Source organism: Streptomyces sp. NPDC028991, assembly GCF_055564775.1.
On record NZ_JBVHVP010000005.1, the window covers coordinates 178,513 to 193,469 of the forward strand.

Annotated in this window: 14 protein-coding genes; 9 read left to right on the forward strand and 5 right to left on the reverse strand. The window is 72.8% G+C overall.

Annotated elements, in window-relative coordinates:
• Positions 1-372: 372 nt before the first annotated feature.
• Complete coding sequence (locus tag ACZ4V1_RS13445; RefSeq protein WP_468333988.1) at positions 373-717, forward strand: hypothetical protein; 345 nt, start codon at positions 373-375, stop codon at positions 715-717.
• On the opposite strand, the gene ACZ4V1_RS13450 is transcribed toward ACZ4V1_RS13445, so the two are convergent.
• Complete coding sequence (locus ACZ4V1_RS13450; protein WP_468333991.1) at positions 641-1,492, reverse strand: DUF4184 family protein; 852 nt, start codon at positions 1,490-1,492, stop codon at positions 641-643. The genes ACZ4V1_RS13445 and ACZ4V1_RS13450 overlap by 77 nt on opposite strands.
• Before the next feature lie 257 nt (positions 1,493-1,749).
• On the opposite strand from ACZ4V1_RS13450, the gene ACZ4V1_RS13455 reads away from it, so the two are divergent.
• Positions 1,750-3,582, forward strand: coding sequence for a lytic transglycosylase domain-containing protein (locus ACZ4V1_RS13455; protein WP_468333994.1), 1,833 nt, complete (start codon positions 1,750-1,752; stop codon positions 3,580-3,582).
• Positions 3,583-3,724: 142 nt separating this feature from the next.
• Here the strand turns inward: ACZ4V1_RS13455 and hrpB are convergent, their stop codons facing one another.
• Positions 3,725-6,286, reverse strand: coding sequence for an ATP-dependent helicase HrpB (hrpB, locus tag ACZ4V1_RS13460; protein WP_468333997.1), 2,562 nt, complete (start codon positions 6,284-6,286; stop codon positions 3,725-3,727).
• Positions 6,287-6,389: 103 nt separating this feature from the next.
• A complete protein-coding gene (locus tag ACZ4V1_RS13465; protein WP_468334000.1) occupies positions 6,390-7,271 on the reverse strand; it encodes a class I SAM-dependent methyltransferase in 882 nt (293 codons plus the stop codon).
• A gap of 315 nt (positions 7,272-7,586) precedes the next feature.
• Here ACZ4V1_RS13465 and rpsA point away from each other — a divergent pair, with 315 nt between their 5' ends.
• The 4 genes from rpsA to ACZ4V1_RS13485 all read left to right on the forward strand — a co-directional run bounded on the left by rpsA (position 7,587) and on the right by ACZ4V1_RS13485 (position 11,459).
• Entirely contained in the window at positions 7,587-9,110 is a 1,524-nt protein-coding gene (rpsA, locus tag ACZ4V1_RS13470) for a 30S ribosomal protein S1 (protein ID WP_468334002.1), read from the forward strand.
• 174 nt (positions 9,111-9,284) lie between these two features.
• Positions 9,285-10,223, forward strand: coding sequence for a PAC2 family protein (locus ACZ4V1_RS13475; RefSeq protein ID WP_468334005.1), 939 nt, complete (start codon positions 9,285-9,287; stop codon positions 10,221-10,223).
• Positions 10,224-10,359: 136 nt separating this feature from the next.
• Complete coding sequence (gene coaE, locus ACZ4V1_RS13480; RefSeq protein WP_468334008.1) at positions 10,360-10,965, forward strand: dephospho-CoA kinase; 606 nt, start codon at positions 10,360-10,362, stop codon at positions 10,963-10,965.
• Positions 10,966-11,078: 113 nt separating this feature from the next.
• Positions 11,079-11,459, forward strand: a complete 381-nt coding sequence (locus tag ACZ4V1_RS13485) for a tetratricopeptide repeat protein (RefSeq protein ID WP_468334011.1) — start codon at positions 11,079-11,081, stop codon at positions 11,457-11,459.
• Positions 11,460-11,551: 92 nt separating this feature from the next.
• Here the strand turns inward: ACZ4V1_RS13485 and ACZ4V1_RS13490 are convergent, their stop codons facing one another.
• Positions 11,552-11,809, reverse strand: a complete 258-nt coding sequence (locus tag ACZ4V1_RS13490; RefSeq protein WP_468334014.1) for a DUF6343 family protein — start codon at positions 11,807-11,809, stop codon at positions 11,552-11,554.
• Between the two features lie 56 nt (positions 11,810-11,865).
• On the opposite strand from ACZ4V1_RS13490, the gene ACZ4V1_RS13495 reads away from it, so the two are divergent.
• From ACZ4V1_RS13495 to ACZ4V1_RS13505, 3 genes are all read left to right on the forward strand, one after another.
• The gene (locus tag ACZ4V1_RS13495; RefSeq protein WP_468334017.1) at positions 11,866-12,798 is read left to right on the forward strand and encodes an acyltransferase domain-containing protein; all 933 of its coding nucleotides are present in this window, start codon (positions 11,866-11,868) and stop codon (positions 12,796-12,798) included.
• 163 nt (positions 12,799-12,961) lie between these two features.
• A complete protein-coding gene (locus ACZ4V1_RS13500) occupies positions 12,962-13,663 on the forward strand; it encodes a class I SAM-dependent methyltransferase (protein WP_468334020.1) in 702 nt (233 codons plus the stop codon).
• A 66-nt stretch (positions 13,664-13,729) separates the two neighbouring features.
• Positions 13,730-14,203 carry a DoxX family protein gene (locus ACZ4V1_RS13505; RefSeq protein ID WP_468334023.1) on the forward strand — a complete coding sequence of 158 codons (474 nt, stop codon included), beginning with the start codon at positions 13,730-13,732 and terminating at the stop codon, positions 14,201-14,203.
• Between the two features lie 21 nt (positions 14,204-14,224).
• Here ACZ4V1_RS13505 and ACZ4V1_RS13510 read toward each other — a convergent pair whose 3' ends face one another.
• Positions 14,225-14,881, reverse strand: coding sequence for an RNA-binding S4 domain-containing protein (locus ACZ4V1_RS13510; RefSeq protein ID WP_468334026.1), 657 nt, complete (start codon positions 14,879-14,881; stop codon positions 14,225-14,227).
• Between the last annotated feature and the right edge of the window lie 76 nt (positions 14,882-14,957).

The following is a 14,957-nucleotide window of genomic DNA, read 5'->3' on the forward strand; positions in this document are numbered from 1 at the left end:
CGCCCCGCCCGGCCCGGCGTGCCGGGCTCGCCGGGCCTGGGGTGCGGCCGATGGGCGAGCTTCGCCGGGCCGGGGCTCCGTACCGCCCAGTCTCCGCCTCGCGCTTCTCTTCCACCCTGGGGAACCGGCTCAGGCGACGCCCCACCCGGCCGGCGTCCCCCCCCGATCTCCGCCCTCCACTCCCGCCCGCCCCGCTTCCGCCCGCCTCACCTCCGCCCGCCTCACCTCCACCCACCCCTCAGGGCCCGTCACTCAGGTGGCCCTCGCGAAAACGCCCCCGCTCCCGTCTCCCGTGAGGATGCGGGCATGGGTATACGCATGCTCCACCACCGGACGACACCGGCACGGGCAAGCACAGACGGACCCGCCCGCGTGCCACTCCCACCGGTCCCGGTCGTCGCGCCGCACGCAAGCACCGGCCGCATCCCCACCACCCTCGCGACGGCGCTGCGGCGCACCACGGCCGACCTCCGCCGCAGACTCGTCCACCGGGATCCGGCCGCCGCGCCCCCGCGCGAGACGCCCGCCTGGCGCCTGTGGGCCGACCTGACCCGCGGATACCTGGCGCTGGCCCTCACCCTCCTGCCGCGAACACGCCCCGCACACACCTTCACCGTGTTCGTCGCGCGCGCCGACACCCTCAGCGCGCGACCCGAGGGCTCGGCTCCGTACCGACGCCCGGGCTTGTGGGGACCGGAGCCGGGCGCCACGCCCTGACCCCCACGGCGTACAGCAGCAGCCCCGGGGCGAGCCCCGCGCCCGCCCCGAAGCACACTGTCGGGATCAGCTCCCAGGGCTTCGCGACGTCTCCCCAGTACTCCCACCACCGGGTCGCCCGCTGCACCGCCCCGGCCACCGCACAGCCGCCCAGCACCGCCCCGGCCCACCACCGGTCCCGTACCGAGAGGACCGGAACGCCGAGCGGTTCGGCCCGGGGCGCCCGGCGCAGGGCACGCGCCAGGAACACGGCGATCACGACCGCCGCCACCGCGGAACCGCCGTACTGGAGGTACCAGTAGAGCGGCGAGCCCGCGATCTCCCGGCCCAGCGCCGGGAACACCCGCGTTCCCCAGCGGTCGAGATGGGTGAACGCGTCCCACACCACGTGCGTCAGCGCACCCAGCACCGCCGACACGTACCACCGCGCCACGAGGGACGGCCTTACGCGCGCGCGTGGCGTCCCACAGCGCAGCAGGCCGGCGACGCGGCCCTGTCCGGCCCGCGGCAGCAGCGCCACCAGCGGCTCGCGGACCAGCAGCCACAGCCCCACCAGCAACCAGGCGATGACCACATCGACGCTGAAGACGCCCGGGAAGGAGTGCGTGACGTCCCCGAACTCCATCGCCCCGGACAGGAAGCTCGCCGCGTAGTAGGTCAGGTCGGGCGAGAAGGAACCCGCCACCAGCACGGCGGGCACCAGCGGCCCCCGGCCGGTACCGTCGCCCCGCAGCGCCGGCAGTACGACGGCGGCATGACTGAGGGTGAACGGCAAGAGGACTCCTCATATGGCCAACCGGTGAATATGGGGCACGAACGGGTGCCCGCGCGAAGCAAGTTGTCGTAGGGTCGCTGCGGCACCGTACTGGTCGAACAGACGAACACCGCGCGGGGAAGGTTGCGGTGCAACCGTCGACGCGGACAGGACGTCACAACAGGGCGGGCACGGGCACCACGGGCGAGCACGACAACCGAAGACCGGCGAAGACAGACGGACACGGACGCGCGAGCGTCCACGGGAGGGGTCACTCAATGGCGGCGCATTTCGACAGGAGGCTCCGCAAGGCGGCGGTCACCACCACCGTGGCGGCGGTCGCGGTCGCGGCCCTGTCCGCGTCCCAGGCCCCCGACGTGACGGCCGACGCCAACGGCAGACAGACCACCGCCGACAACGTGCCGACGTCCGACACACCCCCCGAGCAGAGCGCCACCGGCAACTCGCCCTACTACACGGACCTGCCGCCGCTCAAGAGCCCGAGCCCCGCACCCACCCTCGGCACCCCCGTCTCCCGGGGGCCGTCCGAGGCGGGCATTCCCGCCACCGTCCTCGACGCCTACAAGAAGGCGGAGTCGGCGCTGCGCCGGTCCAAGCCCGGCTGCAACCTGCCCTGGCAACTCCTCGCGGCCATCGGCAAGGTGGAGTCGGGTCAGGCCCGCGGCGGTCGCGTCACCGCCGACGGCACGACCACCAGCCCCATCATCGGCCCCCAGCTCGACGGCAACGGTTTCGCGCTCATCAAGGACACCGACAACGGCGTCTACGACGGCAACAGCAGTTACGACAACGCCGTCGGCCCGATGCAGTTCATTCCCTCCACCTGGGCCTGGGCGGGCCGCGACGGCAACGCCGACGGCAAGGAAGACCCCAACAACATCTACGACGCCGCGCTCGCCGCCGGCCACTACCTGTGCCGCTTCGACTGGGACCTGTCCACGCAGGCCGACCTCAACCGCGCGATCCTCAGCTACAACAACTCGCAGGACTACCTGCACACGGTCCTGTCCTGGCTGGAGCACTACCGCAAGGGCACCCACGAGATCCCGGACGGCACCGGCACGCTGCCCGTCGACCGCAGCGACGACGGCATCGACGTGAGCGGTCCCAGCCCCTCGCCCGACGGAACGGGCGCGACCACCGGTCCCCGGGCCCCCGGCACCCAGACTCCCAGCCCGAGCCCCGAAAAGCCGGAGAAGCCGGAGAAGCCCACCCCGCCCGACGAGTCCGAGCCCCCCGCCTCCGGATCCCCGGGCCCCGGCACCTCCGACCCGTCCGACCCGTCCGATCCGGAGACTCCGCCCGAAACCGAGACCCCCACGGACACGGTCCATCACCTGGAGAACGCCGGCACCACGGGGCTCACCGCGACCGCGGGCGACACGTTCGCCAAGAAGATCAGCGCCCGCGCCGAGACCAAGGCCGGAAAGGCCGTCGGCAAGGTGCGGATCCGCTTCACCGTCCTGGGCGACACGGACGCCGCCTTCACCGGCGGCGACAAGTACGCCGCGGTCACCACCAACTCCTCCGGAGTGGCCGTCGCGCCCGCGTTGGTGGCGGGTGAGAAGACCGGCGGGTTCACCGTCCGCGCCACCGTCGTCGGCCGCGCCGTCGCCGGCCTCGACTACAAGGCCACCGTCACCGAGCGCGTCGCCGACACCCTCGCCCGCACCGACGCCACCGTGTTGACCTGCACGCCGGGCGGCGAGTTCGCGGACCAGGTCGAAGTGAAGGCCACTCACAAGGGCGCGGCCGCCGACAAGGTCGCCGTCACCGCCACGCTCGCCAAGTCGGCGCTCGACCCGGCCGTGAACGACAAGGGTCCCTTCTTCAAGGACGCCGGCGGCAAGGCCGTCCGCACCCTGGCGGGCCTGAAGACCGACGCCAAGGGCCTGCTCAAGCTGCCGAAGCTGTACGCCGACGACACCACCGGCACGTTCGTGCTCCGCCTGACCACCGCCGGCGGCGCCACGCTCAACGTCCAGCTGAAGGTGGCCGAGCCGGAGCCGTCGCCGAGCCCGTCCGGCGACGCCTCGCCCGAAGCATCGCCCAGCCCCTCCGCCGAGCCGTCGACCGAGCCGGACGCGTAGGCACGGTCCCGGCCCGAACCGCCGCGGGCGCCTCCCGGCTTCGTCGGGGGCGCCCGTGTCACTCCGTCGACTCCGTTCTCACTCGCCCACTCGCCCACCCGCCCACCCGCCCACTCGCCCACCCGCCCACTCGCCTACTTGCTCACTTCGGGAGGCGGGACTTCGTGTGGCGCGTCGGCTCCGCCGTCGCCGGGTCCTGAGGCCACGGGTGCTTCGGATACCGGCCACGCAACTCCGCCCGTACGCCCTTGTAACCGTCCTTCCAGAAGGAGGCCAGGTCGGCGGTGACCGCGGCCGGGCGGCCCGCGGGCGACAGGAGGTGGACGAGGAGCGGCACTCCGGCGACCTCGGGTGAGCGCTGGAGCCCGAACATCTCCTGCAACTTGACGGCGAGCACCGGCCGGGCTGGGTCGGTGTAGTCGATCCGGATCCTGGAACCACTGGGGACGGCCATCCGCTCCGGGGCGAGTTCGTCCAGCCGCGCCGCCTCCCCGGACGCCCAGGGCAACAGCCGCGTCAGCGCCTGTCCGGCGTCGAGCCGCGCCAGGTCGGCCCGCCGACGGGCCCGGCTCAGCTCGGGCTCCAGCCACTCGTCCACGCGCGAGTGCAGCGCGTCGTCGGAGACGTCCGGCCAGGGCTCGCCGAGCTGCCGCCGCAGAAAGGCCAGCCGCTTGCGCAGCACCTCCGCGTCGGCCGTCCAGCGCAGCAACCCGAGCCCCTCCTGCCGCAGCCCCTCCAGCAGTGCGTCCCGTACGAGACCGGAGTCGGCGTCGGCGAGCGGCCGGACGGTCAGCTCCACGGCACCGAGCCGTTCGACACGCCGGGCCACGACATCGCCGCCGCCCCAGTGCACCTCGTCCCGTTCCGCCAGGAGCGCGCCCGCCGCGAGCCGTGCCGTCTCCTCGTCGACGACCGCGCCGAGCTGCACGCGCGCGTGCCCCTTTCCCACGGGCCGGTCGGCCACGGCCACGGCGATCCAGGGTGCGCCGCGCAGCGCCGACGCCTCCGGCAGCTCGGCCCGGGTGCCGGAGACCATCAGATACGAACCGCCGTCCTTCCTGGCCACCCGCTCGGGAAACGCCAGCGCGGCCACCAGCCCCGCGAGGTTGTCGTCGGTGCCGCCGCGCACCGGCCGGCCGCTGCTCTCCACAGCGGCCCGCAGCCGCCGCACCTCCGTCCGCCACCGCACCCCGTACGCGTCACCGCCACGTCGAGCGGCCCGCAGCGCGGCCACCAGATCGTCCCCGTACTCCCGCGGCGGCGCCTCACTGAGCAGCGCGACCACCTCCGCGACCGCGCTCGAAGCCCCCGCACGAGAGCTCCCCGCCCCGGCCGGGCCCGTCCCGGCATGGCCCGGTCCCGCCGCCCCCGCCGCCCCCGCGTCGAGCAGCGCCCGCCCCAGCCGCGGATGCAGGCCCAGGCGGGCCAGCCGTGCGCCCCGCGCGGTGGCCCGGCCCGTGGAGTCCACCGCACCGACCGCCGTCAGCACCGCCCGGGCCGCCGCCATCGCCCCGCCGGGTGGCGGATCGAGCAGCGCCAGCCCGGACGCGTCCGGATCGCCCCAGCAGGCCGCCTGCAACGCGAACGCCGTCAGATCGGCCACCTTGATCTCCGGTGCCGGGAACCGCGGCAGACGGGCGTCCTCCGCCTCCGCCCAGCAGCGGTAGACCGCCCCCGGCGCCTCGCGCCCGGCCCGGCCCGCCCGCTGCCGCGCCGCCGCCCGCGAGGCCCGTACCGTCGTCAGGGCGCTCAGCCCGCGCGCGTGGTCCGTCCGCGGCTCCCGCGCCAGTCCCGCGTCCACGACCACCCGTACACCGGGAACCGTCAGGGACGACTCGGCCACCGAGGTCGCCAGTACCACCCGGCGCCGCGACCCGGGGGACAGGACCGCGTCCTGCACGGCCGCCGGCGCCCGCCCGTGCACCTGGAGCACGTCGATGTCACCGAGACCTCCCAGGTGCCCGGCGACGCGGGAGATCTCCCCGACGCCCGGCAGGAAACACAGCACATCGCCGTCCCGCTCGGCCAGGGCCCGCCGCACCACCGACGCCACGTGCGCGAGCAGTGCCGGGTCCACCCGCATCCCGTGCGGTGGCCGGACCGGACGCACCGGCGGCGCCCACACCACCTCCACGGGGTACGACACTCCCTGCGCCTCCACGACCGGCGCCCCGCCCAGCAGCCGGGCCCAGCCCTCCGCGTCCGTCGTCGCCGACGCGGCCACCAGACGCAGCTCCGGCCGCAGAGCCGTCCGTACGTCCCACAGGAATGCCGCCGTGGTGTCCGCGTCCAGATGCCGCTCGTGGCACTCGTCGAGCACCACCGTGTCGACGCCCGTCAGTTCCTGGTCCCGCTGGAGCCGCTGCAGCAGCACACCGGTCGTGACGACCTCCACGCGCGCGTGCCGTCCGACGACCCGCTCACCGCGCACGGTGTACCCGACGCTCGCGCCGGGCTTCTCGCCCAGCAGCCACGCCATCCGGCGGGCCGCCGCCCGCGCCGCGATCCGCCGCGGCTCGGCTACGACCACCCGCCGCCCGGGCCCCTCGCCCAGCAGCCCGGCCAGCGCGAGCGGCACCAGCGTCGTCTTGCCGGTGCCGGGCGGCGCGACCAGCACCGCCGTGCCGTGCCCCTCCAGGGCGGCATGCAGGGCGGGCAGGGCACCGCGTACGGGCAGGGCGTCCAGGGCGTCGTAACGGATCACGCCCCCAGTGTCGTACGTCCGCGAAACCACCCTCCACGCGCGCGTGCACACGCGAAGGAAAGCGCGCGTGCCCACGCGAAGGGAAGCGGGCCGGAGTACAAGCTCAGTCGCGCTCGCACACGAAGATCGCCGTACCCGGGATCAGATGCCCGCGCAGCGGCGACCAGCCGCCCCACTCGGACGTGTTCCAGTCCGGCCACTCCGGCTCCACGAGGTCCACCAGCCGGAACCCCGACGTCGCCACGTCCCGGACACGGTCGCCGAGCGTCCGGTGGTGCTCGACGTACACCGCGCGGCCCTCGTCGTCCTGCTCGACGTACGGCGTGCGGTCGAAGTAGGAGGCGGACACCGACAGCCCCTCGGGGCCCGGCTCGTCCGGGAACGCCCAGCGCAGCGGGTGCGTGACGGAGAAGACGAAGCGGCCCCCGGGCCGCAGCACCCGGCGCACCTCCCGCAGCACCAGCCGCGGGTCGGCGACGAAGGGCAGCGCCCCGTACGCCGAGCACCCCAGGTCGAAGGAGCCGTCCGCGAAGGGCAGCACGGCCGCGTCGGCGCAGACCAGGGGAAACGAGCCGCCGATGCGCAGGGCGTGCTGGAGCTGGCGGTGGGAGAGGTCCAGGGCCACCGGACGGGCACCCTGGGCGGTCAGCCAGCGGGAGCACTGCGCGGCGCCGGCGCCGATTTCCAGGACGTCCTTGCCCTTCAGCTCCTCCACCGGGCCGAGCAGTTCGGCCTCCACCTCGTCGAGGCCCTCCGGACACCACACGAAGCGGTCGTCGCCGAGGAAGGTGCCGTGCTCGACCTGGTACTCGTCCGCGTTCCGGTCCCACCAGCCACGGTTGGCGCGGGAGCTCTCCGTGACACCGGCGGCACGCCGGGTGGCCTCGGGCTCCGCCCCTGTGGCTTCGGACGCTTCGGGCTCTTGGATGACCGGCTCCCTCGTACTAGTCTGCGGCTCTTCCGCGCAGCCGGTCCCGCGTGTCACACAGGGGACCTCTGTGGGTCCGCGTGGCCTCGGAGACGGCTTTTGTGCCGGGTATGCGGCGATCTGTCCCGGGTGTGCGGCTTCGCGCATTGACCCTGCCCGGCTGCCCCCGTATGCTACAAGTTGCGCTGCGGGCCTGCGCACCTCAGACGTAGCAGGTCGCGCTCGCATCTGTTGTATGTCCCCTCGGTTCTCGAGGTGTCACCCCTGGTTTCGGTGACACTTCCTTGGCTGTCCGGCTTCTGCAGAGCGAAACGGGCTCCCGGCGTAAGCAGTACCTACGACTTCAATGTCCGTACCGGAGCCCTTTCCCACATGACGAGCAGCACCGAGACCACCGCCACCACCCCGCAGGTTGCGGTCAACGACATCGGTAACGAGGAAGCTTTCCTCGCCGCGATCGACGAGACGATCAAGTACTTCAACGACGGCGACATCGTCGACGGCGTCATCGTGAAGGTCGACCGGGACGAGGTCCTGCTCGACATCGGTTACAAGACCGAAGGTGTCATCCCGAGCCGCGAGCTCTCGATCAAGCACGACGTCGACCCCAACGAGGTCGTCGCCGTCGGTGACGAGATCGAAGCCCTTGTTCTCCAGAAGGAGGACAAGGAAGGCCGCCTGATCCTCTCGAAGAAGCGTGCCCAGTACGAGCGGGCCTGGGGCACCATCGAGAAGATCAAGGAAGAGGACGGCATCGTCACCGGTACCGTCATCGAGGTCGTCAAGGGTGGTCTCATCCTCGACATCGGCCTCCGCGGCTTCCTCCCGGCCTCCCTGGTCGAGATGCGCCGTGTCCGCGACCTCCAGCCCTACGTGGGCAAGGAGCTCGAGGCGAAGATCATCGAGCTGGACAAGAACCGCAACAACGTGGTCCTGTCCCGCCGTGCCTGGCTCGAGCAGACCCAGTCCGAGGTCCGCCAGACGTTCCTCACGACCCTCCAGAAGGGTCAGGTCCGTTCCGGCGTCGTCTCCTCGATCGTCAACTTCGGTGCCTTCGTGGACCTGGGTGGCGTCGACGGTCTGGTCCACGTTTCCGAGCTCTCCTGGAAGCACATCGACCACCCGTCCGAGGTTGTCGAGGTCGGCCAGGAGGTCACCGTCGAGGTTCTCGACGTGGACATGGACCGCGAGCGCGTCTCCCTGTCGCTGAAGGCGACCCAGGAAGACCCGTGGCAGCAGTTCGCCCGCACCCACCAGATCGGCCAGGTCGTGCCCGGCAAGGTCACGAAGCTGGTGCCGTTCGGTGCGTTCGTCCGCGTGGACGAGGGCATCGAGGGTCTGGTCCACATCTCCGAGCTGGCCGAGCGCCACGTGGAGATCCCGGAGCAGGTCGTCCAGGTCAACGACGAGATCTTCGTCAAGGTCATCGACATCGACCTCGAGCGTCGCCGCATCAGCCTCTCGCTGAAGCAGGCCAACGAGGCCTTCGGTGCCGACCCGTCGGTGGTCGAGTTCGACCCGACCCTGTACGGCATGGCCGCGTCCTACGACGACCAGGGCAACTACATCTACCCCGAGGGCTTCGACCCCGAGACCAACGACTGGCTCGAGGGCTACGAGACCCAGCGCGAGGCGTGGGAGACCCAGTACGCCGAGGCGCAGCAGCGCTTCGAGCAGCACCAGGCGCAGGTCATCAAGTCCCGCGAGGCGGACGAGAAGGCCGCGGCCGAGGGTGTCGACACCGCGGGTGCGGCTCCGGCCGCGTCCACCGGCGGCGGCGGCGGTGGCGGCGGTGGCGGCTCGTACTCCTCCGAGGGCGGCGACAACTCCGGCGCCCTGGCGTCGGACGAGGCGCTGGCCGCGCTGCGCGAGAAGCTGGCCGGCGGCCAGAGCTGAACGCAGGCTGAGCAGGAGCTCCTCACCGAGCGGTAGCTCGTGAACCGAGGGCCCGTACCCCTTCCCGGGGTGCGGGCCCTCGGCGCGTCCGCCGCCGGCCGGGCACGCGGACGGGGAATGCCCGGGCCGGCCTCCGTGTTGTGCATGACGAACACCAGGAGGGGAGCGGTCACTGTGCTTGATCCGCAGGGTTTGTACGCATGGGAGCCGAAGGGCTTGGCCGTCGTCGACATGGCACTCGCCCAGGAGTCGGCGGGGCTGATCATGCTGTACCACTTCGACGGTTACATCGACGCAGGCGAGACCGGCGACCAGATCGTCGACCGGGTGCTCGACTCCCTGCCTCACCAGGTCGTCGCCCGCTTCGACCACGACCGGCTCGTGGACTACCGGGCGCGTCGGCCGCTGCTGACCTTCAAGCGGGACACCTGGACGGACTACGAGGAACCCACCATCGAGGTGCGGATCGTCCAGGACGCCACCGGGGCGCCCTTCCTCCTGCTGTCGGGCCCCGAGCCGGACGTCGAGTGGGAACGCTTCGCCGCGGCCGTGCAGCAGATCGTCGAGCGGCTCGGTGTCCGCCTCGCGGTCAACTTCCACGGCATCCCCATGGGCGTCCCGCACACCCGCCCCGTCGGCATCACCCCGCACGGCAACCGCGCCGACCTGGTGCCGGGCCACCGCAGCCCCTTCGAGGAGGCGCAGGTTCCCGGCAGCGCCGAGGCACTCGTCGAGTACCGGCTCATGCAGGCCGGCCACGAGGTACTGGGCGTGGCAGCCCACGTTCCGCACTACATCGCCCGCTCCCCGTACCCGGACGCGGCCCTGACCGCGCTGGAGGCGATCACCGCGGCGACCGGTCTGGTCCTGCCGGGCATCGCGCACTCCCTGCGCACGGACGCCCACCGCACCCAGACGGAGATCGACCGGCAAATCCAGGAGGGCGACGAGGAGCTCACCGCCCTCGTCCAGGGCCTGGAGCACCAGTACGACGCGGCCGCGGGCGCCGATACCCGCGGCAACATGCTCGCCGAGCCCGTCGAAATCCCGTCGGCGGACGAGATCGGCCGCGAGTTCGAGCGGTTCCTGGCGGAGCGGGAGGGCGACGGCTGATCCGGTAATCTGGCGGATGCCCGTGCGCCGCGTGTCCCAGCCGTGGCGGGGATGTTCCGGTGGGCCTGACCGGCGGTATCGGAGTCGGTAAGTTGCTCCCCGCACCTGCGGGGATTGGTGAGGTGGAGGCGCGGTCATGCTGTCCGTGGGCCTGACCGGCGGGATCGGCGCCGGCAAGAGCGAGGTGTCCCGGCTGCTCGTCGAGCACGGTGCCGTACTGATCGACGCGGACCGGATCGCGCGCGAGGTCGTCGCGCCGGGAACCCCGGGGCTCGCGGCGGTCGTGGAGGCGTTCGGCGAGGACGTACTCACCGAGGACGGCAGCCTGGACCGGCCGAAACTCGGTTCGATCGTGTTCGCCGACCCGGAGAGGCTGGCCGCGCTGAACTCGATCGTGCACCCCCTGGTCGGCGACCGGTCCCGCGCCCTCGAAGAGGACGCCGCCGAGGACGCCGTCGTCGTCCACGACGTCCCGCTGCTCACGGAGAACGGCCTGGCGCCGCTGTACGACGTCGTGGTCGTCGTGGACGCCGACCCCGCCACCCAGCTCGACCGGCTGGTACGGCTGCGCGGCATGACCGAGCAGGACGCACGCGCCCGCATGGCCGCCCAGGCGACGCGCGAGCAGCGCAGGGAGATCGCGGACGTGGTCATCGACAACGACGTACCGCTGGACGGGCTGCGGCGCCGGGTGGAAGAGGTGTGGACCGAGCTGAGCCGCAGGGCGCACGCGCCGCGCTGAGCGCCGACGCGCCGCACGCGCCGGCGCGTGCGGGGCTCCAGCGCCCCGGACGCCCCAGGAATAGCGGCCCCCGCACGGGCGTTGACCCCTTTCAGTGAGGGAAGGACTCTGCCGTGCCCGAGACAAACGGTCCGACCGGACGCACCCCGGAGACGGATGTCATCGACTTCCGTGCCGCCGAGCAACTGCTCGCGGCGCGGGACCCGCGGGGCGCGGTGAAACTGCTCGACGCGGTCATCGCCGCACACCCGGAGAGCACCGCCGCCCGGCTGCTGCGCGCGCGTGCCTTCTTCGCGGCGGCACAACTGAGACCGGCCGAGCTGGAGTTCACCATCGTCCTGGAGCGTGAGCCGGACAACGCGTTCGCGCACTTCGCCCTCGCCCGCACCTACGAGCGCCGGGGGTGGCCCGACCAGGCCCGGCGCCACTTCCGGCTGGCGGCGGCTCTGGACCCGAACCCGGAGTATCTGCAGCAGGCGCGGTTCGACTCCTGACGTGTCCCCGGCGGCCCCGACGGACTGGAGACGACGCCGACGGGGAGCCCCGCCGACCCCGCCGGGCTCCCGACGGACCGGCCGGGTGGCGGTCAGCTCCTCGGCGGCCGGTACGGCGGGACGTCCGGGCCGGGCTGATAGTGCGGACCCTGGCGAATGTGCCGGACGATCACGATCAGGTCGACCGTGACGACGAGCCACAGCAGTCCGCACGCGAGCGCCCACCCGGGGCGCCCGGCGAGCGCGAAGGCCGCGGTCCCGAAGACCGCCCACACCAGCCCCCACACGCTCAGCCAGAACCGCGCCCGCAGGGCACTGCGCGCGGTGGTCGGCTCACTGCCGGTACGCATCGGATCACCACTCCTGTGGAAAACGTACTCCGGGAGACGACGAGGGGGAAACGAACGTGCCACTGGACCGACCCGTCCTGCCGGACGCCGACCACCTGCCCGACGTACTGCTCGACCTGGCGGTGCCGCACGAGGACATCAACGCGCTGGTGGGACTGCGCGGCGGCGTGACGCGTGATGCCGGGACGGTGCGGCTGCTGGAGGAGTGCGTCCACGACCTGGTGCGGGACCTCGGGGAGCCGGCCGGGGACCGGGAGGGCGTGCGGCGGTTCGAGGAGCGGCTGACCGAAGCTCCGGAGGCGCTGGTCGGGTACTTCGCCGCGTACGTGTTCGTCGCGGCGCTGCCCCACACGCGCGCCTACCATTCGGAACGCGGCATCCCGGCCGAGATCAGCCGGCGCACCCTCGCCGACCTGGGGCGGAACATGGCAAGCCACCGCCGGCGGCACGGCACGGGCGGAGTAGCGGCCCCACGGTGGCTGGTGCACCACTTCCGGGGCGAGCTGTACCAACTGGGACGGCTGCAGTTCGAACGGGCCACGATCGGGCAGCGCGCCACGCCGGTGCTGCGGGCGGCCGGGATGGACGCGGTGCCGGGTGAGCCGTGCCTGAACCTGCACGTCCCGGACTACCGCGGGCCGCTGACACCGGCCGCCTGCGACCGCTCGCTCGGGCTCGCCCGGGACTTCTTCCGGCGGCACTTCCCCGAGGAGCCGTATCGCGCCGCGACGTGCCACTCCTGGCTCCTCGACCCGCAGCTGAAGCGGTTCCTGGCCGCCGACACCAACATCGTACGGTTCCAGGAGCGCTTCCGGGTGGCCCGCGAGGACACCGAGCCCGCCGACGAGGAACCTGTCCGCTTCGTCTTCGGAAACCCCTGCCTGCCGGTCGAGGAGCTGCCGCGGCGCACCTCTCTGGAGCGGGCCGTCGGGGACCATCTGCGGGCGGGTGGCCACTGGTACATCGGGCACGGCTGGCTTCCGCTCTGACGGCGGGCCAGGTTCTGCCGGCAGGCTCAGGTTCTGTCGGCAGGCTCACGTGCGGAACGTCCCGCCTCGGGCGGTCCGACGCGCGTTCACTCGGTCGGGTGAACCGGCCCTCGGGGGGAACGGGTGTGCGGGCGCGGCCCGTTGGATGGGCATGGAGATGAAAATGCGAGAGGGATACCAGGGGACGGGACCCGGAGCCATCACCCCGGACGGCTGCGCGGTCGAGCTCTATTCACGGCTGCCCGTCGGAGCCGAGCCGGACATCGTCGCCGCCGCCGTGCCCGAGGGGGCGCGCCTCCTGGAGCTGGGCAGTGGGGTGGGGCGCATGACCCATCCACTGCTGGAGCGCGGGTTCGCCGTGACCGCGGTGGACGAGTCCGCCGAGATGCTGGAGCACGTGCGCGGGGCACGGACGATATGCGGCCCGATCGAGGAGCTGGACCTGGGCGAGCACTTCGACGTGGTGATGCTGGCGTCGTTCCTCGTACACACCGGGGACGCCGAGGTGAGCCGCGGGTTGCTGCGCACCTGCGCCCGGCACGTCACGGAAGACGGCTGTGTGCTGATCCAGCGGGAGGGCGAGGACTACCACACGAACCTGCCGCGCGAGCGGGTGGACCCCAGCGGCTTCACCGTGCGCATCGTGTCCTCGGATCCGGTCGGGGACGGCGTCAACGCGGTACGGGCGGAGTACGAGTTCCCGGACGCGGTCTGGACGCAGACGTTCCGGGCGCGGCCGCTGACCAGGGAACAGTTCGAGGAGGCACTGGGGGAGGCGGGACTCGGGGTGGACCGGTATCTGACGGACGACGGGACGTGGGTGAGGGCGATTCCGGCGCCCCGGAGGCAGCGGCCCGGGCGATGAGTTCCGGGGCGGCGAGCGGTCTGAATACCTGACAGCATCACGGACCGCTCAGCTCAGGAGACCCCCATGCCCGAGACCGCCGCCTCCACCGCTTCCGTCGCGACCACGGCCGCCGCTTCCGTCGCTTCCACCGCCTCGGCCACATCGACCCGGAGGCGCGGCGCCCGGATCGCCCTACGGGCGGTGCAGGTGCTCCTCGCGCTGTTCTTCGCCGTCGCCAGCGCCGGGCCCAAGCTGATCGCGCACTCCTCGGCCGCGGACACCTTCGCCGACATGGGCTGGGGCAGCGCGGGCATGTACGCCATCGGTGTCCTCGAACTGGCCGGAGCAATCGCCCTGTTGGTCCCGGCCCTGCAGTCGGTTGCGGCGACGGCCCTTGGCGCGCTGATGGTGGGCGCCTTCGTCGTCCAGCTCACCTACTTCGACGGAGAGCGCGCCGCGACACCGCTCGTCCTGATGGTGCCGCTCCTGCTCATCGCCTGGGCCCGCCGCGAGCACAACGAGGCACTGCTCCGCCTGGCCCGCCGCGGGCGCGCCTGACCGCAGGGACGGCGCGGATGCTCAGGGCCTGTTCTCGGCGTCCCGCCGGGCCCGGCCCAGGCCCTCCAGCCCGCGCAGGCGTTCCAGCTCGCGGCGGTCGCGCTTGGTGGGACGGCCGGCGCCACGGTCGCGGATACCGGCCGGGGCGACGGCCTCGCGGGGCGGGGGCGGCGGGGAGTTGTCGACGTAGCACTGGACGGCGACCGGGGCTCCGACGCGCTTGCGGATCAGCCGCTTCACGACCACCACGCGCTCCCTGCCCTCGTGCCGCAGGCGTACCTCGTCTCCGACGCGCAGCGAGTACGCGGGCTTCACCCGATCACCGTTCACCCGTACATGGCCGCCTTTGCAGGCGGTCGCGCCGAGGGAGCGGGTCTTGATGAGGCGGACGGCCCAGATCCAGCTGTCCACGCGGACGCTCTCGCCACTCCCCGGCCCGGCCGCCTCGGCGGCCGCGATCGCGGCGGCGGTCTTGGGGTCCGGGGGCTGGGCGGCGGCAGGCGCGCCCTCGCCCGCGTCGGGCTGCCGACCGGTGGCGGTCTCGCCAGTCGTGTCATCGGCCCTGCCGCCGGCCCTGTCGCCGGTCTTCACGTCGGCCTTCGTGCCGGCCTTGGCCCCGGCGGCGTCCTGTGGGCCGGCCGCCCCGCCGTTCCTGCCCTCGTCATGCTCGGAAGCCATGGCTCGACCCTAACCGCTCAGCCGGGCGAGAGGGGCGCCTATTTACGAGGGCCCGGCACTGCCCGGGAAGCCAGGG